The sequence below is a fragment of the Bradyrhizobium sp. WBAH42 genome, from assembly GCF_024585265.1.
In the GTDB taxonomy this organism is placed as follows: Bacteria; Pseudomonadota; Alphaproteobacteria; order Rhizobiales; family Xanthobacteraceae; genus Bradyrhizobium.
The window spans coordinates 5,025,798-5,043,086 of record NZ_CP036533.1; the positions used below are offsets into that span (position 1 = coordinate 5,025,798).

The 17,289-nt window shown below is 58.4% G+C and carries 12 protein-coding genes and 3 pseudogenes; 7 read left to right on the forward strand and 8 right to left on the reverse strand.

Annotated elements, in window-relative coordinates; genetic code table 11:
• The first annotated feature begins 103 nt into the window (after window positions 1-103).
• A complete protein-coding gene (gene nagA, locus DCG74_RS23480; RefSeq protein ID WP_172789233.1) occupies window positions 104-1,282 on the forward strand; it encodes an N-acetylglucosamine-6-phosphate deacetylase in 1,179 nt (392 codons plus the stop codon).
• Between the two features lie 867 nt (window positions 1,283-2,149).
• Here the strand turns inward: nagA and DCG74_RS23485 are convergent.
• A complete protein-coding gene (locus DCG74_RS23485) occupies window positions 2,150-3,100 on the reverse strand; it encodes a hypothetical protein (RefSeq protein WP_246709047.1) in 951 nt (316 codons plus the stop codon).
• A 74-nt stretch (window positions 3,101-3,174) separates the two neighbouring features.
• Window positions 3,175-3,606, reverse strand: coding sequence for a site-specific integrase (locus DCG74_RS23490; RefSeq protein WP_172789250.1), 432 nt, complete (start codon window positions 3,604-3,606; stop codon window positions 3,175-3,177).
• A gap of 487 nt (window positions 3,607-4,093) precedes the next feature.
• Between DCG74_RS23490 and DCG74_RS23495 the strand changes: the two genes are divergently transcribed.
• Window positions 4,094-4,288: a hypothetical protein gene (locus tag DCG74_RS23495; protein WP_175421763.1), complete on the forward strand. Its 195-nt coding sequence runs from the start codon at window positions 4,094-4,096 to the stop codon at window positions 4,286-4,288.
• A gap of 166 nt (window positions 4,289-4,454) precedes the next feature.
• On the opposite strand, the gene DCG74_RS23500 is transcribed toward DCG74_RS23495, so the two are convergent.
• Entirely contained in the window at window positions 4,455-5,624 is a 1,170-nt protein-coding gene (locus DCG74_RS23500) for a sensor histidine kinase (protein ID WP_172789234.1), read from the reverse strand.
• A gap of 268 nt (window positions 5,625-5,892) precedes the next feature.
• Between DCG74_RS23500 and DCG74_RS23505 the strand changes: the two genes are divergently transcribed.
• Entirely contained in the window at window positions 5,893-6,168 is a 276-nt protein-coding gene (locus DCG74_RS23505) for a hypothetical protein (protein WP_172789235.1), read from the forward strand.
• A 370-nt stretch (window positions 6,169-6,538) separates the two neighbouring features.
• Here DCG74_RS23505 and DCG74_RS23510 read toward each other — a convergent pair whose 3' ends face one another.
• Window positions 6,539-7,588: an AraC family transcriptional regulator gene (locus DCG74_RS23510; RefSeq protein ID WP_306557874.1), complete on the reverse strand. Its 1,050-nt coding sequence runs from the start codon at window positions 7,586-7,588 to the stop codon at window positions 6,539-6,541.
• 732 nt (window positions 7,589-8,320) lie between these two features.
• On the opposite strand from DCG74_RS23510, the pseudogene DCG74_RS23515 reads away from it, so the two are divergent.
• The 3 genes and pseudogenes from DCG74_RS23515 (at window position 8,321) to DCG74_RS23525 (ending at window position 10,606) form a co-directional block, all read left to right on the forward strand.
• Window positions 8,321-9,495: pseudogene (locus tag DCG74_RS23515) on the forward strand (OpgC family protein).
• A 247-nt stretch (window positions 9,496-9,742) separates the two neighbouring features.
• Window positions 9,743-10,084, forward strand: a complete 342-nt coding sequence (locus DCG74_RS23520; RefSeq protein WP_172789236.1) for a hypothetical protein — start codon at window positions 9,743-9,745, stop codon at window positions 10,082-10,084.
• Between the two features lie 318 nt (window positions 10,085-10,402).
• On the forward strand, window positions 10,403-10,606 hold the full coding sequence (locus DCG74_RS23525) for a cold-shock protein (RefSeq protein WP_172789237.1): 204 nt from the start codon (window positions 10,403-10,405) through the stop codon (window positions 10,604-10,606).
• Between the two features lie 362 nt (window positions 10,607-10,968).
• On the opposite strand, the gene DCG74_RS23530 is transcribed toward DCG74_RS23525, so the two are convergent.
• The 4 genes and pseudogenes from DCG74_RS23530 to DCG74_RS23545 form a co-directional block, all read right to left on the reverse strand.
• The gene (locus tag DCG74_RS23530) at window positions 10,969-11,253 is read right to left on the reverse strand and encodes a DUF3892 domain-containing protein (RefSeq protein ID WP_172789238.1); all 285 of its coding nucleotides are present in this window, start codon (window positions 11,251-11,253) and stop codon (window positions 10,969-10,971) included.
• 689 nt (window positions 11,254-11,942) lie between these two features.
• Window positions 11,943-12,972, reverse strand: a pseudogene (locus tag DCG74_RS23535) (IS110 family transposase).
• Window positions 12,973-13,344: 372 nt separating this feature from the next.
• Window positions 13,345-14,619 carry an IS256 family transposase gene (locus DCG74_RS23540; RefSeq protein WP_172789239.1) on the reverse strand — a complete coding sequence of 425 codons (1,275 nt, stop codon included), beginning with the start codon at window positions 14,617-14,619 and terminating at the stop codon, window positions 13,345-13,347.
• Window positions 14,620-15,710: 1,091 nt separating this feature from the next.
• On the reverse strand, window positions 15,711-15,944 hold the full coding sequence (locus DCG74_RS23545; RefSeq protein ID WP_172789240.1) for a hypothetical protein: 234 nt from the start codon (window positions 15,942-15,944) through the stop codon (window positions 15,711-15,713).
• A gap of 907 nt (window positions 15,945-16,851) precedes the next feature.
• Here DCG74_RS23545 and DCG74_RS23550 point away from each other — a divergent pair.
• A pseudogene (locus tag DCG74_RS23550) lies at window positions 16,852-17,133 on the forward strand (transposase domain-containing protein); the annotation flags it as partial.
• Window positions 17,134-17,289: the final 156 nt, after the last annotated feature.

Consider the following 17,289-nt stretch of genomic DNA (forward strand, 5'->3'; position numbering starts at 1 on the left):
CGAAGGTTTCGCTTGGGGTCCGCAATGTCCCCGTGGTGTACGTATGTACCGTTGTGGCGGGGTTCGCCTCACGGTCCGTGACGGCCATTCCAGGATCATACTGATGGGCCATGCTGGTTCTGCCTCTCTCACGATTGCCGCACAGCGAATCTTTGATGGGACTGAAATGCGCGGGCCGGGGTCTGTCAGGATCTCACAGGGGCGCATCGAAAGCGTCAGCTTCGAGGAGGCCGCAGGTGCGTCAATCCGGCTTCCCGGGGATGCGATCCTTGCACCCGGATTCATCGACATTCAGGTGAACGGAGGCGGAGGCGTTCTTCTCAACGACGAGCCGACCGAGGCCGGCGTTCGACGCATCGCCGAGGCGCACCGCAGGGCGGGGACCACGGGCTGCTTGCCAACCCTCATCACCGATCGACGCGAGGTCATCGAACGATTGGCTGTCGCAGCTCAGGCGTGCCTCGATATTCCCAGCGTGCTCGGCTTTCATCTGGAAGGTCCGGCCCTCAACAGGTCCCGCAAGGGCATTCATCCGGAGGCCGAGATACGCGTGCCCGATCGACGCGACCTCGCCGCCATCAAAAGCTTCGGGGATCGCGGCCGCTCCATTGTGACCCTGGCCCCGGAATGCGTGCCCGGGTCCATGATCGATGAATTGATTGGCGCCGGATTGCGTATCGCAGCTGGCCACAGCGATGCCAGCGCTGAACAAATCGGGCAGGCGGTCGGTCGGGGTGTCTCGGGGGTGACCCACCTGTTCAACGCCATGTCGCAGTTGAGCGCCCGGGAGCCTGGCTTGGTGGGGGCCGCACTGGAGGATGACCGGTTGTTTGCAGGGATCATCTGCGACGGCATCCACGTTGACCCCACCGGTTTGCGTGTTGCCTTCCGCTGCAAGGGACGCGACCGATTGATGCTGGTCAGCGATGCCATGCCGCTGGCAGGCACGAACGACCGGCAATTCATGCTCCAAGGTAGGGAGATAACATTGCACGATGGTCGCCTGACTGGCCCGGACGGCACACTCGCAGGCGCTCACCTCACCATGATCGAGGCGGTACGCAACGCCGTTGCGCTGATCGGAATCCCCCTCGTCGATGCCCTCATCATGGCGTCCCGGACGCCCGCTTCATTTCTGGGCCTTGGATCCGTCCTTGGACGGATCGCGCCCGGATACCGCGCAGATCTTGTCGCCTTTGATCCGAACTTTCAGGTCGTCGGCACCTGGATAGGCTGCGTCGGTTCGATCGGAGAGGGGAGTAACGCTTCCGAGCGAGGCTAGATACGCAACCATCCCATGTGGTGCGGATGGCGGTACAACGACTTCACTGTACAGGGCTTGGCGGATCTCAGGGACGGAGGCGGAGCCGGTGGTTGGGAGTTTTCCAGCCGGGAGAGCACCCGCCAAGCTGATTGAGTCGGCTGATTTCAGCTCGTACAGATTGAGCGCCGTCGCCTTCGATAGTTTGATGAGTTCCTCTTCGTTGGATGTGCGGTATCGCGCGCCGCGTGGCTTTTGGTTTTCATCGAAGCCGAGAAGGATAAAGACCTTCGACCGGGACTTTGCTGCCTCCATTGCCTTCGCTGGAGGGGCCTTTGTTGCAGCGGCGGCACTTGATCTCGCCGGAAGAACGGCGGCCGCGAGCTCGTCGTACAAGCTGCGTTTGATGTAGGGCAGAAGCGCTCTGCCTTGGTCGTGAACGCGTCCGACCGGAATTTTCGCGCCGGTTTCGACAAGGGCTGGTCGATCGACGTTGCAAACAGCGAGCTTGAGTGAGCGCGCGGCCTTTTTGGCTGCCGCTGCCTGGCGCTCCGGGAACCGGCCGGCCTTCGGCTTGCCGGTCGCGCCGATCCCGTAGACGATGATTGCCGAGGCGGAGAGTGTCTTCCGGGGCGTAATATTGGGCTTGGCGATTTCGCCCTCCTGAAAAGCCGAAGGGGCCCGATTTGGGCCCCTTTCTAAAACGGCGTTGTCGCTGGTTTTCCGGGATGGTCCCGGCAATGGCGGTCTTGTCATTGGACGACTCCTTTGCTGAAGACGAGAAGAGTATTCGAACAATCTCGTCGTAAGTATCATAAAGCAGAGCTGTTAAAAGCGCAATGATTCAATACTTTAATCGCCGCAAAACTGCACATAAATAGACGATGATTACTGTAATTTTAGCGCTTTTTTGGCGCAATTACTGTGAACAATGCACGATGATAGATCGCATGACTTGCGATCATCAATATTGTTGCCGTTGCAGACGTTCAAACCGTCAGCAGCGCAGTAATGCCAAAGAGCGTGCTGAACAAAGCGCGGAAAATCCGGCGGAAAATCACCGTCAAACTGGCGCGCGTCGATCTGCGCCGAGACGCGCCGCAAGACGTCGGCGCAGCCGCCGTCTGCATAGCAACGGGGACCGTAAGGGTGAACCATGCCAAGTTGCTGCAAAATACCGGTTCGGACCAGAAAGTTGTGAACCAACCGATCCACGACGATCATGGCACTGCCAACTGCATACCAATCAGGACGGCCCTCGCGATCCGCCATCAAGACTGATGAAAGCGTCATCGTCAGAACCTTGTCCGAAACCCCAAAAACATGACGGGTCGGACCGACTAACGCCTCTTGAGCGGACCCATCGCCAAGTTCGCCCGCCGCCGAGAGCTGGCCATCGATCCACCCAAAAAGATCGGAATCCGCGACATCTCTGACAAACAGAAAGAAGCTGAACGCAGTCTGGTTGAGATGGCCATTTCTCAGTGGAGCCTTGGGAACGGGGCACCGGCGGATATAGCGGGGGTGGCTGCACGTGCGCCGAGTCTTGTCGTAGCGGCAGCTTTCGTAGGTCCAATAACTGTCTAACAGGGCGCAAGCGGGATCACGCACCATTTGGCTGATCTCATGCCAGGTGATGCCGCCATGGGCGTGAAGATAAGACGCGGCCACCCTGTCCGAGATCCCCTGGAAGCTGAAGGTCTCGACCATCCAGTCAAATAGCGGCGGTGTGTTTCGAGCGCGCACGATCTGATGGAGGTCCGGATCTGGTGAGCCGACGCCGATCTGAGGCGCCAACGAGGGCAGGCCAGTGCCATTTCGGCAAATGGCGATGATCAAGCTGGCCGCGGATCCGACCGCCGCTCCGGTGGGGTGCCGGGGTTGCGCCGGCACTGCCAATGATCGGGACTTCCCTAAATCAAAGATACCAGCCTCCTTTGGGCGTCGCTGTCACCATCAATATACCGCTCGGTCGTTTGGATCGAACGGTGGCCGGCCAGGAGCTGGACATCCCTTAGGGAGCCGCCGGCCTTGTGAACGAGGCGTGCGGCGCGCGTAATAAAGGTTCGTCGTCCGGAATGAGACGAGCAGCCGCTGAGGCCAATCGCTTGAAACGCGCGATTGAACCAGACCACGATGCTGAGTGGCGTCATCGGTCCGCCGCGTTCCGATCGCGCGATTGGTCCGTTTCCCGGAGATAGCTTTCGTAAGGCGATGAGTGCCTGTCGCAGATCCTGTTGGACCGGGATTCGGCGGCCGTGTCGCCGTTTTGCGACGCTGTCCCGTACCTCGATTGTCGCGCCAATCTCGCCTTCGGCGCCTTCAACCAGTTTTACTAGCCGAATTCGAAGGAGATCCTATCGTAGGTTGCTTAGGGGGAAATACAGCTCGACTATCGAATTCCACGTACGTCGTTCCATTTTGCGCAGCCATGCTCGCTGCTCCTTAACCTCATCTTCGATAAGATTGGTTTCAGATCCAACCTCCTCCTCCTCGCTAGGTGACGTAGTTTATTGACACCCTAAGTACTGGCCGTCCGCATCTGGATGCCAAGTTCGTAGACCCTCACGGGCGACAGCTGACATTGCCTTGGAAGGCTCCCTCCTCTCTCGTTTACGATAATGATTTACAAGATCGAGTCATGTCGCCTCGCGAGCTATCCAGATCGCACTCATGAGCAAACTCTCAAAGCCTCATCAGTCGCCGAGCACCTCTCATCCGGATGCGCTGATCTCTTCCGAAAGGTCATCGCGTCAAACAAACTGATAAGCATTTATTGTGTTGCGGCGAGACTAGTCGAATTGCTAGAATCTAGCATTCGGTTTGATCGAGATGGCAGGCAAACAAGCCAAGATCCTTTCTGATCAAGCGGCGCGAGACTTGCTCTTCTTCGCCGGCACGACCCGGCACCCGGATAGAAATCGCGTTATCGTCCTCTTGTCGCTGAAGGCAGGCTTGCGCGCCGCCGAGATTGCCAAGCTGACATGGGATATGAACACGGAAGGCAAACAAGGCTTCAAGAAATGATGAGGCCCGCTACGTAGGGCGCGGACTCATTAAGGCGCAGCCACAACCGGATTGACGCGAGTTGAATAAATGCAAGGTAGTAGGCGGCGATCCTGCCGTAGCGCGTTGCCACCCGACGGCATTGCTTGATCCTATTGAAGAACCGCTCAACCTTGGTCCGAATGGTTCACGTCATGAACGGAAACGTGAGCGTTGTTGTTGTGCCCGTGTCGGCACTTTGCTGCTGGACGTCGCCACCAATTTGTTTGGCAAGCGATGCGATCAGCTTAAGACCCGATCCATGCTCGTTCGATTTCTGGATGCCACACCCATTGTCGGATACAGTTAGACGTGCCTCGCCGTAGCCGACGCCGCCTACCAAGTGCACCTTGATCCTGCCGCCATTCCGGTCGAATGCATGTTTAATGCTGTTCATTGCAGTCTCATTTAGGATGAGACCGACCGGCAATGCTCGGTCGATGCTCAGTTCGAGCTCGTCGCACTCGACATCGATTTCGACTCCTTCAACCTGCTGACGGATCGCGCGGCAAAGTGCGCGTATGTAAGATGATAGGTTTACATTATGGCCTTCGTGTCGAGAAGCGAGTTGATCATGCGCCAGCGAGATGGCGTTGATACGGCTCGCGACATGATCCAGCTCGCGATGAACCTCTGTGCTCTGATGCCGGCGCTTTTGGAGGGAGATAGAAGATAGAACGAGCTGAAAGTTATTCTTGACGCGATGTTGCATTTCCCGAAGTAGTACTTCTCGCCTTTGAGCTTCGGCAGCAGCAGCCACCAAACGCGCTTCTTCATCCGGCCGCGCATAGTGGCGAAGTACGGCTCCTATCAGCGCGGCAGCGGCGGTCAGAAAATCGGTCGTGTCCTCGGTGAACTCTCTCGCCTTGGTGCTGTCCACTTCGAGCACACCCCAGGCTGCACCATCAATAAGCACAGGAACGTTGGTCAACGAAATGATGCCATGCTCCTTCAGAAGATCCGAATGAATGTATTCTTGTTGTTCACCGAGATTTTGGACGGTGACGGGTTCTGCCGTCTGAAACGAGCGCCCGGGTGGAGAGCGTAGGTCGGCCGATAAGGTCGCGGTCCCTACGACCCCATCCTTCCATCCCACACCTGCGACTAAGAGGAGATCTGAGGAGTGCGGACGATATCGAAGAATCTTTACGTGGTGTATCTCCACTGCGCGCGCGACTTGAACGACCGCTTGATTTAGAAAGCGATGCAGATCGACCTTTTCACCCCCGAGTCGTCCGATATCGACCAGAATGCGGATGTGGCGCCGGAGCCTATCCAGCGAGTCACCTTCGTTCATTCCGGGCGCCAGTTCTTTCATTTACTTCCAATGCGGCGCACTCCGAAAAGTGCTAAAGACAGTTGCTGAAGCCAATCTCTTATCTACGGTCCAGTTCGCTTATTGCGCTGCCGCACGAACTTGGCCGCTATAGCCGATATGGCCTACGTCGCACTACGGCCCATTTGAGAGTAAACAGCATAGCATTCGCCAAGTAAGCATCCAAGCCGAGTTCGCTTAGTTGGCTCGCAGCCGCACTTGAGCGCCCTTGCCGTCATTACTGCTCTAGTTCTCTGAGGATGCGGTCTCGATGCTGCAGGTGCTGCGTTTGAGAGGCATTGAAATTATCGAGCAGCTTCCGCGCCTCGCCGGTGTCATAGCCCTGACGAACCATGAACCCTATCCGTCCCTCCTGCTCAGAGATGTGGCGCTCGCCTTGAGCTATGTGCCGCTCGGCTTCTTCCAAATGTCGGAGCTGCATCGCGCGGTCCATGCCACAGCTTATCGCAAGGAAGATGATCTCGGTGCCTGGAAAATCCTGCTATTCCCAATCTTCCTCGGCATTATGTCGCGGCGCGTTGCTTGAGGAAGGTACTCAGCGGTGGATGTTTCAGGATTGCCGAACACAGCTCGACCCTCTCATGGGAGCGTTCAATCAGCTGCTCGTCGATCGTACGATCAATTCTATAGACAGGTTTTCGCTGCTTTTGCGGCAGCATATAGCCCTTAACGACCGCTCTGTCGGTCATGCAGATGACGAGGTCATTATTTCGATAACGACCGCCGGGGCAGGAAAGCGGGCGACGAAGACCAATTTCTCAAACTGCTCCGGGGCCGCTTTGGGTCAAACTGGACAAAACTCAATGTGAGCATAAGGTCTGCTGCCAGGCCGATAGCGTCCAAATCCCTAGGCGGGAATGCGGACTTTCGCTAGCAGGATCTCGCGCACGCGCCGATCAGGGGCAGGTGGCTCGGCCGGGATCCCTGCCGGCGTAACGAACCCCACGCGGCGAATCGCCGAAGCGAGCTCGGAACAGGCGATTGAAATGCGAAACATCCGAGAAGCCGACCTCCAGCGCGATGTCGGAAATTAGCTGCGCGCCAACGCGCGCCTCGGTTAACAGTTTGAACGCAAGTTGGAGACGTAGCTCATTCACATGACCGGTGAACGATGATCCTGATGACGCCATCAGGCGCTGCAGATAGCGAGGTGAAATGCCTTGGCGATGAGCGACCTCCTCGACGCTAAGCCCAGGCTTCTGAAAGTGTGCCGCGATGTAGTCGAGTACGGCGCTGTGGCGCGCGGTCACGACCGCGCTCGCATCGCTCTCGCCCAAGGGAGCGCACTCGCTGACCGCGAGCGCAACAAGATCACAGGTGTGAGCCACGACCGCATCACGCAGCTTGGGGGCGGCCAGAGCCCCTTCCTTGAAAGCTGACTTCAGATAGGCCATGAGGAGGCGGAGTGGTTCGTTTCTCTGGGGAATCGGCCGCATGGCGAGGCTCTCGATATCTGCCACGCGCTGCGCAAGGGCCTCGCGGGGCACCGCCAGACCAAATAGCATTCCGTCGATATAGGTGACGGTAGCGGGTTCCGAATGCAGAATCGAGGTTGCGTCGCCGGCGCAAAGCTCGATGTCCCGGCCGCGCTGCGACAAACGACTTTTGCCGGGTAAGCAGACGATGAGGCCGATTGAGTCGTCGCCGTCAGCAACGCTCGCCCGCAAGCGCTTGAAGCACATGGGAGAGCCCTTCAGTGCGAGTGTGCGTAGACCTCGGAGCGCTTGCAATGTTGCGTCGGCTTGAAACGGAACGTTCGTTAGAGGTTCGATATCGACGTGAACTATTCCTCGCACAAACCTCTCGCGCCATAGTGGAAGTCGCATTCGCTCCGGATGCTCGCGCGACGAGAATCGATGCGATACGAAATTGGCTGCGTCCGTAGACATGGGGCTCCAGCCTTGATAAGCCACCGGGCCAAAGATGCCGGTATCCGGATTTTGCATTTCGCGCACCGACCGTCCCGTCAGGTACGCAGGATTCCAAGAAGCTACTTCAGTTGTCTGCTAGTCTCATTCACCTGTGATTGATGCTGATGTGAACTGGCTCACGTGGCGACCAGAAAATTACAACAATTATTGATTGCAAATGCCACGTGCAAATATCTCCTTTAAGAGGAGATGATCGTAATGGCTCTATTTCAAATTGCTGCCGTCGGATCCAGTTTGAACATCCCTGGTTGCAAGACCCTGGCTGCAAGACCAGATTGAACTTTCTAACACTGCTCGCGACTGATCGGCTTATCGGCCCGCGGGCAGAAGTTCCGCAGAACAACACTGTCCTCTGATCCGGCTTCCTATCGTGCCTTGGTCGCCGCATCACCTTTAAGATTCGTCGGACCCAAATTACTTCCCGGCACTCTTCCTTTTTAGCTGCCCGATGAAATGTCGAAATCTGTCGCATGGGACGTCGACCGTGGTGATCAGGAAGAGGTTCGATCATGTCCACCATACTCGACATGCTTTATCGCGAGTACTGCCGAGCCCGCCTCACCGAAATGCGAAAGCAACTTTTGATACGGGGCGTTGGCGACAAAATCCTGGAAGCGCGTTGGGAGGACGATGATCCGCCCGACCCTGGCGCTCTAGGGAGTAGCCGGGCGACGAAGGAGCCCCCATCATCCATCGGATAGCCGGAGCGCGTTATCGACCCTATGAGGCGCGAGCGCGGGCCAACAGATGGACGATCGAACTCAAACCTCGACGCGATTGTTCGGCGAAACTCCGCCGGAGTTCAGAGCGGCCGGCCGCGATTTGCGTATCGATGTCTGCCGCGGGATCGCGTTATGGTGGATCTTTCTCGATCATGTTCCCAATAACATCGGGAGCTGGCTGACACCGCGCAACTACGGTTTCTGCGATGCCGCCGAGATCTTCATGTTTCTCTCGGGCGTGACCTGTGCGGTGGCCTACGGCAAGGCGCGTGAGCGCGAAGGCTGGAGCGGCATGATCGGCCATTCGCTGCGCCGGGGATGGGACATCTACGCGGCGTTTCTACTGCTTACACTTGCTTGCGCTATCCTGGTCTATCTTACGGCAGCGATGATCTCGCCGACGGGAGCAATACGCGAATTCTGCTTGAGCTTCCGGGTGCGGCCCTTGCGCACGCCGCAATCCTGCAATACCGGCCTGTCAACACTGACGTCCTGCCGGTTTTTGTGATTTTTCACGTGCTGTTCGCGCCGCTGCTGTGGCTGCTGCTGCGAGCGCCGAACGTCACGCTTGGAGTGTCCCTGTTGCTCTACGCGGTCGTGCACGTCCTTGATTGGAGAGTTCCCGCCTGGCCCGACGGCGTCTGGTTCTTCAATCCGCTGGCTTGGCAGTTTCTGATCGTGCTGGGCGCATGGTGCGTCATTGAGGGAGAGAAATTCCGGCCGTGGGTGATGGCGCGCTTGACGCTTGTTCTGGCCGTTCTCTATCTAGTGTTCGGCCTGGTCCTTGCACAGAGTTGGAGCATCGAGCCGCTGGTCTCGCACACTTTGAGGGACCTGCTATTTCCACTGGATAAATCGAATCTCAGTCCGATACGGCTGCTGCATTTTTTGGCCCTTGCAATTGTGGCGCTACGATTCATTCCTCGGAATTGGGAGGGGCTATCGACACCGGTGCTGAGCTGCGCGAAGTGCTGTGGCGAGAATTCGCTGCCGATCTATTGTCTCGGCGTCCTTCTGGCGCTCGCCAGTCAACTTGCGCTGCTCGATCTCTCGAAGGGCCTTGCGATGCAGATCGTGGTTAGTGTTGCCGGAGTGCTGTTAATGATTGGCATCGCGCGGTTACTGAACGCGATGGGCATCCAGCGCGAGCGGAAGTCAGCGGGGGCGCAATCGATCGGGAAAGTTCCGCCGGTTCGCTAAACTGGTAAATTGCGGGTGGAGCACGGAGAGCAGCTCTTGGCCTTTCGATGGCATCCACGATCTGTCAAACATCCGCTTCATGTCGAGCGGACAAACTCCACATCATTGGACTAAGCTAACGCTCAACCATCCTTTCTTTTCAGGGCAGTGCGAACTGAGAAACTCGATAAACTGGTGCATATTGCCGTTCCAGCCGCGTTCCGCAGCAAAGGCCCGACCTTCCTTCGAGAAGGCGAGGCCTGCAGGCGTGGTCACCTCGCTGAAAGCGTCAACCACGGGCCATTCGACGTCCTCGACGGCTGGCAGTATCGGGGTCGAATACAAGACGGGCGACGAAACCCGTTCGCTGGTGGGGTTTGCCAGAATTATCACCGGGCCCGCGTGGCAGGACACGCCCGCGCAGCGGTTTGTCCGCTCGTGGTATAACGACCCGGCCATCCTCAGCTATAATCAGTTCACGGCTTCGCGGTCGACCACGTCCGCAAGTTTTACAGAGGTGAACAGCGAGATTCGAATCGAGGCGTTGATCTGGAGCGGCGAAACTGGGACGTCATGGAAGGCGTTGCCGGCTTCAGCAACAGCACGGTAAGCACCAACAGTTTTTTCGCCATCCGAATCGACAGCACGACGACACCCGAGCCAAACGACGTGCTCTTGACCTTGTTGGGGACTGGTGTTGGCGGAATGTCGGCCGGCGCTTCTGCGCGCAGCATAAAAACAGGGCTCCTTACTCGGGTAGTAAGCGAGCGGATCGGCGCCATCTGCTCGAAATCGCCCGAGCCGACGCGCTTGCCTGCAGGCTAGACGACCACGCCGCCCGGCTATAGCTTGTTGAAGCCATGGGCGTTGGCGCGCCACTAGGAGCGACCGCGCACCCTACCTTTGATTTGAAAACGGAGAACTGAAAGTGGCTATTGGTACTGTGAAATGGTTCAACCCGACAAAGGGCTACGGGTTCATTCAACCGGATTCGGGCGGCAATGACGTCTTTGTCCACATCTCCGCGGTTGAGAAGGCTGGTTTTACTTCGCTCGCAGAGGGCGCAAAAGTCAGCTTCGACATCGTGAAAAGTCGCGGAAAAGACTCAGCGGAAAATTTGCGGATCGGGTGACGCACCCAGCATTCGATCCAACGGATTCGCGGCGTCCAACTGTCCGACGTCGCCCGTGCGTCGCTGCATAAAGCCCTAGCTCGACAGAATGTCGCCGCCGATTCAGGTAGGTGCCCGGCAGACTTTTCGCCCATACAACTTGAGGCCCGTGGGCTACACTCCCCACGGGAAGCGCGGTCAGCTTCTTTCGCCGCTGAGGCTGGCCCGAGGTTAGCGGCGCGCGGCAGGGACAGCACTCGTGCCGAGTCACGTGCCGCTAACTTCACCGGCAGCGCGGGCGGGGTAGGGACAGCGTCTGATCCAACGCAACCGAACAGCGCCGAGTCTCGCCCGCACTGCCTGCGATCTGTGATCGACAATCATCACGGACATTCAGGGAGCGAAAGGAGATTGTCCGGTTGAATTCGGTCCACTGTTGTCTTGATGTACTTGTGTCGCCCGTCGGTAGCGAGGATGACCTCAACAGTGACGCCTGATTCTTCGACGTAGTACTCCCACTCGCGGCTTTCGAGGTCTCGGATAGTCTTCTTAACGGATAGCTTCCATCGCGTTCCGTCTGAATTTAGCCCGCCGACATTTTTGATTCTCTCGTGTGCGCTTCGCCTGTCAGTCTTGTTTATGCAACGAATGCGTACGCGTTTGGCCATGCGGTGTCTCCCATCTCTGCAAGCCTGAGGCACTAGCTTAGAGACTGGTCGTGGAGGAGGGGACGGCCAACTCTGGCAGTTGTGCCGCGGCTTTTTGCGGTGGATGTATCCTACCGTCAGCCTTCTTCCGTCGCTGAGGCTGGCGGTGGAGTTAGCGGCGCGTGGTAGGGACAGCGCTTCTTCTCTCCGATGAGCGCCGAGTCACGTGACCGCTAACTTCTACCATGGTGCCCAAATGGACGGTGAGACAACGTCGGCCAGTCCGGCAGACGACGCGCTTGTACGCTGGCTGGCTTCACACGCTCAAAGGAAGTGGCCCAGCTAAACGGACCGTAAGCGCTCAGCCGGGGTGTCAATCGGCCCTTTAATTGCGGTTTGATGTCAAGCCACCTCCTTGCTTCCCTGCTCTCCACTTGGCACGGCGGTAGCGCTTGCTCCGTTGGAGCTGGTCGGGTTGCGGAGACGGGGCGAGCGCGGCTTATCTACGATTGTTAGCCGTTGATGCATCGCTGGGGTCATGGTCCTTTCCGAGGTCGCTAAGCGCCTCACGATGATGTCCGGGTCGGGTGCCTCAACGTGTTGGGCGGAGTGCGGTAGCAACCGCCACCAGCCGATTGACGGAGGTCACCACGACCACCGTCCCAGCGGGACATCGCCAGCCCGGCGGACTAGGAATTCACGAGACGAGATTAGGCGGGCTTCGCCTGGCCCCAGTCGAACGACGTTCCGTCGACCCAGATGCAATGGAGAATCACGGCGATCTTCCGAGCAATGGCGACCTTCGCCTTCTTCGCGCCAATTCGCTTTGCGAGCTTCATTCCCCAAGCCTTAAGCGAGGACCATTTTTTCGTTCGATAAAGCAGAACGGTCGCCGCTTCGAACAGGTAGCTTCGGAGAAGCCGGTCGCCCCATCGCGATATCTTGCCAGTGATGTCAGTTTCGCCAGATTGGTTCCGGCGAGGGGTAAGGCCCAGATAGGCGCCGACCGTCGAAGCCGATCGGAAGCGCGAGGGGTCATCGATCGTGTGGCGGAACGTTAGGGCCGTCACGACACCGACCCCCGGGACCCTCATCAGGCGACGCGTCGTATCGCCCAGCTTTGCCAACCGGCGGACCTCGTTGTCGAATTTACCTTGTTGTTGACAAACGTTCTCATGGATCGAGAGCAGCGGCGATATCACGCTGAGAAGCAAATGATCGACGCCCAAGAGTTCGCTGACCTGGTTGCGGAACTGTTGGCCGATCGCGCGAGGGAATAGCAATCCACATTCCTTGATCAAGCTGCGAACCTCGTTCTCGATGTCTCGGCGCATGGACACTAGCCGAGATCTGGCGACAAGGATCGCTCGGATCTTCTGGCTTTCCGCACTTTTGACTTTGACCTCTCGATAACATCCAACCCGCACCAGTTCGGCAAGGCCTCGCGCATCATTCTGATCGCTCTTGTTCATTCGGACCGACAAGGCTGCGTGCGCATGCCGAGCGTCGATGCAGACCACCGGAAGCTCGACCCTGCGGAGTTCATGCCATAGCCAACTCGCCATCGCACCGGTCTGGAAGCCGATACGCTCGGCATGAGGCGCATGTTTGCTAAGCAGATCAGTCAAGGCACCAGGATTAGGCCTTGGCTTTTCCTTCGAAGATTACTTGACCAGTCTCGTTGACAACGCACACAGCGGTTTCTCTCTGTGAGACGTCCACCCCGACGTACTGCTTCATGGGAGCTCCTTCGAATCATTTGATTGCGAGGCTCAACGATAACGGAGGTTGTCTGCCACGAGCGCCGACCGCAATTACGTCATCGTGTTCAAATTGTGCCCCCCTAAGCTGGGGGATCGGCGTCCAAAATTACCGGCCACCACGGCCGGCCAATGACAACGGCTGAGATTTGTCGGCCTCACGTCGCAACATGAGCAAGGCGTCTAAATCGGCTGGTGCGGAGACCTGTTGCCATGAAGATGCCCCGAGGGAGAGAAGCTAATTGTCCTAACGCTCACGGATATCTCGAAACGCCTGCAACGCAAACCTGAAGGAGATGTCCCGATCGCTGTTGAACTACGTCACGTCGGGCGGGCGTTTCCGGAATGAATATTATGCGACGCTCGTGATGTGGGCAACGGGCTTGATCGTCATGCGATTGTGGTGAGCTTGAAGAGCCGCACGCAGAACCGACAATTGCTTATGCGCCTTCAATCGTCGGAAGCCCTTGTTGGCTTCGATCATGCCGGCCGCGACCCATCGCAAGGCCATACCGGCATCCCGCCAGCGTTTGACGTTGCGCGTGACGCGGCGAATGGTGCCCATCATGTTCTCGGCGATGTTGGTACAGGCGAGCGATCGACGAAGCTCCTTCGGCAACTTCAATCGGACGACAGTCAGGATTTCGTCGAGGCCTTCGAGGATGCTGGCCGCTACGCCGGGCCATTGCTGGTCGAGTCGACGCGCGAGATTGCGGATCAATTTTTCGGCCTTGTCGGCGTCATCGAGCTCCCAGGCCTGGCGCAGCACCCGACGGGTGGCCGCATGATGCTCTTTCGGCAGGCGTTCCATGATGTTGCGCGCCTTGTGGATCTGGCAGCGCTGGATCGCAGCGGCCGAACCGAAGGTGCGGCGGATCGCCTTCGACAACGCCTTCGCGCCGTCGGCGATGAACAGTCTTGGCACCGTCGGGTCGAGCCCGCGCGAGACCAGGTTGTCCAGCAGGGCCTGAACCGTTGCGGCATTCTCGGTCGCCCCTTCCACCAGTGCCAGCGGATGCTTGTTGCCTTCGCCGTCAACCCCGATCGCGGCGACCAGCACGAGATCGTCGCCGAGATGCAGCCCGTCGATTTGGACCACCAGAAGGTCGAGCGCGGACAGATCGGCAGCCATGAAGTCGGCCAGCCGCGCCGCCGACAGCGCTACGAACCTCCGCGAGGCCGCCGACTTCGAAACCCCCGATCCGGGCGGTGCCGGCACGTCACCCTCGGGCAGCCGGACGGCGCGGCCGAACCGGCGCGTCGACATATTGATCAGCATCAGGTTCATCGCCCAGCGACCGAGCCAGTCCTCCTGCGTCGCCGTTTCCCAGCTCGGGATCGTGACCTCGCGGCCGTCCACGCCCCGGACCCGCGGGCGCTCGACCTCGATCTTGCCGCCGTGGAAACCGATCCGTCCCCGCGTTCGGCCCCAACGGTGCGCCCGCCGCTCCGCATCGCGACCGTGGCGCGGCCCGCAGGCCGCCGTCACATCCGCCTCCATCATCGTGCCGAGCGCCTCGATCCCCGCCGCAAGGCAGAACCGATCGAAGCTCGCCCGCACTTCCGCAAACGCTTCGTCCACAGCCCCAGTCGCCGGCGAACCAGCCGGTGTGATATCTCTCGTCATGGCGTTGCTCTCCTTTGTGGAATCAGCACCCCGAGCCTACCGGCTCAAGGTGGGCAACGCCGACCTCTTCAGAAATTCAACAGAACCCGGGACATCCCCGAGTTTTCGCTTTCCTTCGATGAGTTTCGCACGACCCACCCTTGCCGCCTCATCTGGCGACAGGGCGACTTTATCGGAGTGGCGTTCCAAAACACGTTATCCAACATCGTGCAGCCAGATAGCAGGCCCCCTTTGCGCTAGTATCGCCCTATTGGTGAGGTCGCCTTCTGGTGGGTGATTTCGCCGCTCTATTTCGGGCAGCGCTAGATCCCCGCCGACTCGATATCAAGCAGTCGTAGTTGTTACACAGGCTATGTCACCTTCGCCTTAGCGCTTGCTCCACCAGCCTGCGGATGGCCGGCGAGCGCGACGGCTTGTCGTCTTGTTTCGACGCCCAATCTTCCACGGCGTCTAATACATCCTACGGAAGTCTTATCGTAACGGCAGGGTCACGCCCCGTGGCTGGGCGGCCTCGTCTTTTTTGGTGTACCGTAATTGACTTACCATATTTACGGTGTAGCAAAAAAGCAGGCCGGTTGCAAAGCTGTAACTTTGCAGCCAACCCTAACCAAACGGGAAACGATCCGACGCATGGCTGGATGAAACGCGTCGCCAATGGGCTGGCGGGCGATTTGTTGGAGCTACCCCAGGTTCGGCTCGCAACGCTCGAATTGGCAAAATACAAAGCGGAAGCGGCGGAGCAATTCCCACAACGCTGGCCATGTTGCGATCGCTCCCCAGCAGAGCAACGCCAGCGCTCAGAAACCCCGGCATCGAAAGGTGGCGGGGCGTTTTCTATTTCGCTGGTAGGGCCCGTCTCGGGCTGACTTGCTCTGTTCCCCGACCAGCGTTAACCATAGCCATGGTTTGGCTTAGGGAAGTACGGTGAGCAAGGCGCGCGAGTTTGTCGATTTCTGGGTCGAGATTAGCATTCACCCTGTCGAGCTGCAGGCGGAGATCGGGCAAAGTCCCAGACTACATTGGATACCAGCTAAAGGCCGCGAACCGCGCTGAAAGCGAAAGGAGGAAGTCGATCTAGGCCGACCGAGACCTCACTTGTCCAACCTGTGAACATCACCGGGCTCCAGGTTGAATTCTTCGAACATCCGCTGCTGCGCAGCTGTCAATGCGACATTCAACACTTCCGCGGTCCACCCCTCCGGCACGGCGGCGAGGACCAGTCTTATCGCTTGGCTCGGTTTGGCGAGCGCGATCCAAATCTGCGTTGTTGTGTCGTCCGCCGTCAATTTAACAACGGTGAAGGTGTTACCGAACGATTCGGCCATTTCGTTCAATGCGGCAACTAGCACCCGGGTTTCTAACGGAGGAGCCTAGACCGGTTGGCGCCCGCCAGCAGCAATTTTCCGATTCGCCAGCCCCGCTTTCTCAACGGGGCGGGCTGGCTACAAGGTGGTTATAAAATTTGTAGCCAGCCATTCAAACCATTGGCTAAGTCTTTGATTTTGTGGGTGAGCGCGTTGGGGCTCGAACCCAGGACCCGGTGATTAAAAGTCAAGTACTCAGGTCGTCCGTGCGCGCGTCAGCTTGACCGGCAGACTGCCCGATCAACAAAATAGATCCGCGCGCGGCCGTTTTGAAGGAAGGCAGCAGGGCGCAAGCATCGCTCACGGGCGGACAACTACGGTTGAGATATTGCTGGGAGGACCGTTACAAACACCGTAGTTGAATCAACGAGGTTGCATAGGACATCCCTTTTCCCGACGGGCCAAGGCTTTCATCGCATCGTTGCTGCCGAGGTCCTGATGAGCTTGCGGTAGCTGAGGGCGACTGAGCGGTCTGTGACGCCAAACGTATCCATTCGCCACTGATAAGGCTTCATTGCAAATGGAGTCGGTTGGCCAACTGATAAGGTAATTCTCAAAAGCTTATCAGTACTGCACTGCGCCGGCCCAAGCGGAAAGTGAACGAACACGCGTCCCGACTGACCTGGCGGATCACCGCTCCTCCAAACGAGGATTATCAGTCGGCGCGCGATCGCTTTCTGCGTCCGGCGTCAGCACGCCTGCCGAACTGCACCACCTGATTGCGGCAAGGATACCCGCGTGGCGCAAGGTGATCGAGGAGCGCCACGTCAAGGTCGAGTAGGGAAGGTGCCCTGGTCGAGGTCGAGAATCAATTAACCTGACGGGCAAGGCCATTCCAGAACGGTTTTGCGCAGAGCAGCCCTGTCGATCTTGTTACACCGGGGACGGCAGCATGCCGATTGACAACAATCTTCTGGAGCGCGACATCAGGGTTTTTGCAACTGGCAGGAAGAGTTGGTTGTTCAGCGACACCGTGGGCGGAGCCAAGGCCAGTGCCGTCGTCTACAGCCTGATGCTGACCTGCCGCGCCTCACGTGTCGAGCCGTTAGCGTGGTTGCGCCACGTCCTCACTGAATTGCCTCAGCGCGCCGGCGACGCCGATATTACCGATCTGCTGCCCTTCAACTTCCACAAAGCCGCCACTGCCTGAACGGCCGGCATTGCCCGATACTGCGGTAATCCATCAAAACCGCCGGCGTCAACGTGCGGGGAAAATCGCGCTTACCCCTCAGGAGCAACATCACCGCCTTTCCAATAGCCGCCACCTGGCGATAGCTTCTTCGTCAGCTTGCCGACAGGTCAGTGC

Coding starts and splice junctions, on each gene's coding strand:
- nagA (WP_172789233.1), top strand. CDS start 104: ATGGGCCATGCTGGTTCTGCCTCTCTCACGATTGCCGCACAGCGAATC.
- DCG74_RS23495 (WP_175421763.1), top strand. CDS start 4,094: ATGGCAGGCAAACAAGCCAAGATCCTTTCTGATCAAGCGGCGCGAGAC.
- DCG74_RS23500 (WP_172789234.1), bottom strand. CDS start 5,624: ATGAAAGAACTGGCGCCCGGAATGAACGAAGGTGACTCGCTGGATAGG.
- DCG74_RS23505 (WP_172789235.1), top strand. CDS start 5,893: ATGCTGCAGGTGCTGCGTTTGAGAGGCATTGAAATTATCGAGCAGCTT.
- DCG74_RS23510 (WP_306557874.1), bottom strand. CDS start 7,588: ATGCAAAATCCGGATACCGGCATCTTTGGCCCGGTGGCTTATCAAGGC.
- DCG74_RS23530 (WP_172789238.1), bottom strand. CDS start 11,253: ATGGCCAAACGCGTACGCATTCGTTGCATAAACAAGACTGACAGGCGA.
- DCG74_RS23540 (WP_172789239.1), bottom strand. CDS start 14,619: ATGACGAGAGATATCACACCGGCTGGTTCGCCGGCGACTGGGGCTGTG.
- DCG74_RS23545 (WP_172789240.1), bottom strand. CDS start 15,944: ATGGCCGAATCGTTCGGTAACACCTTCACCGTTGTTAAATTGACGGCG.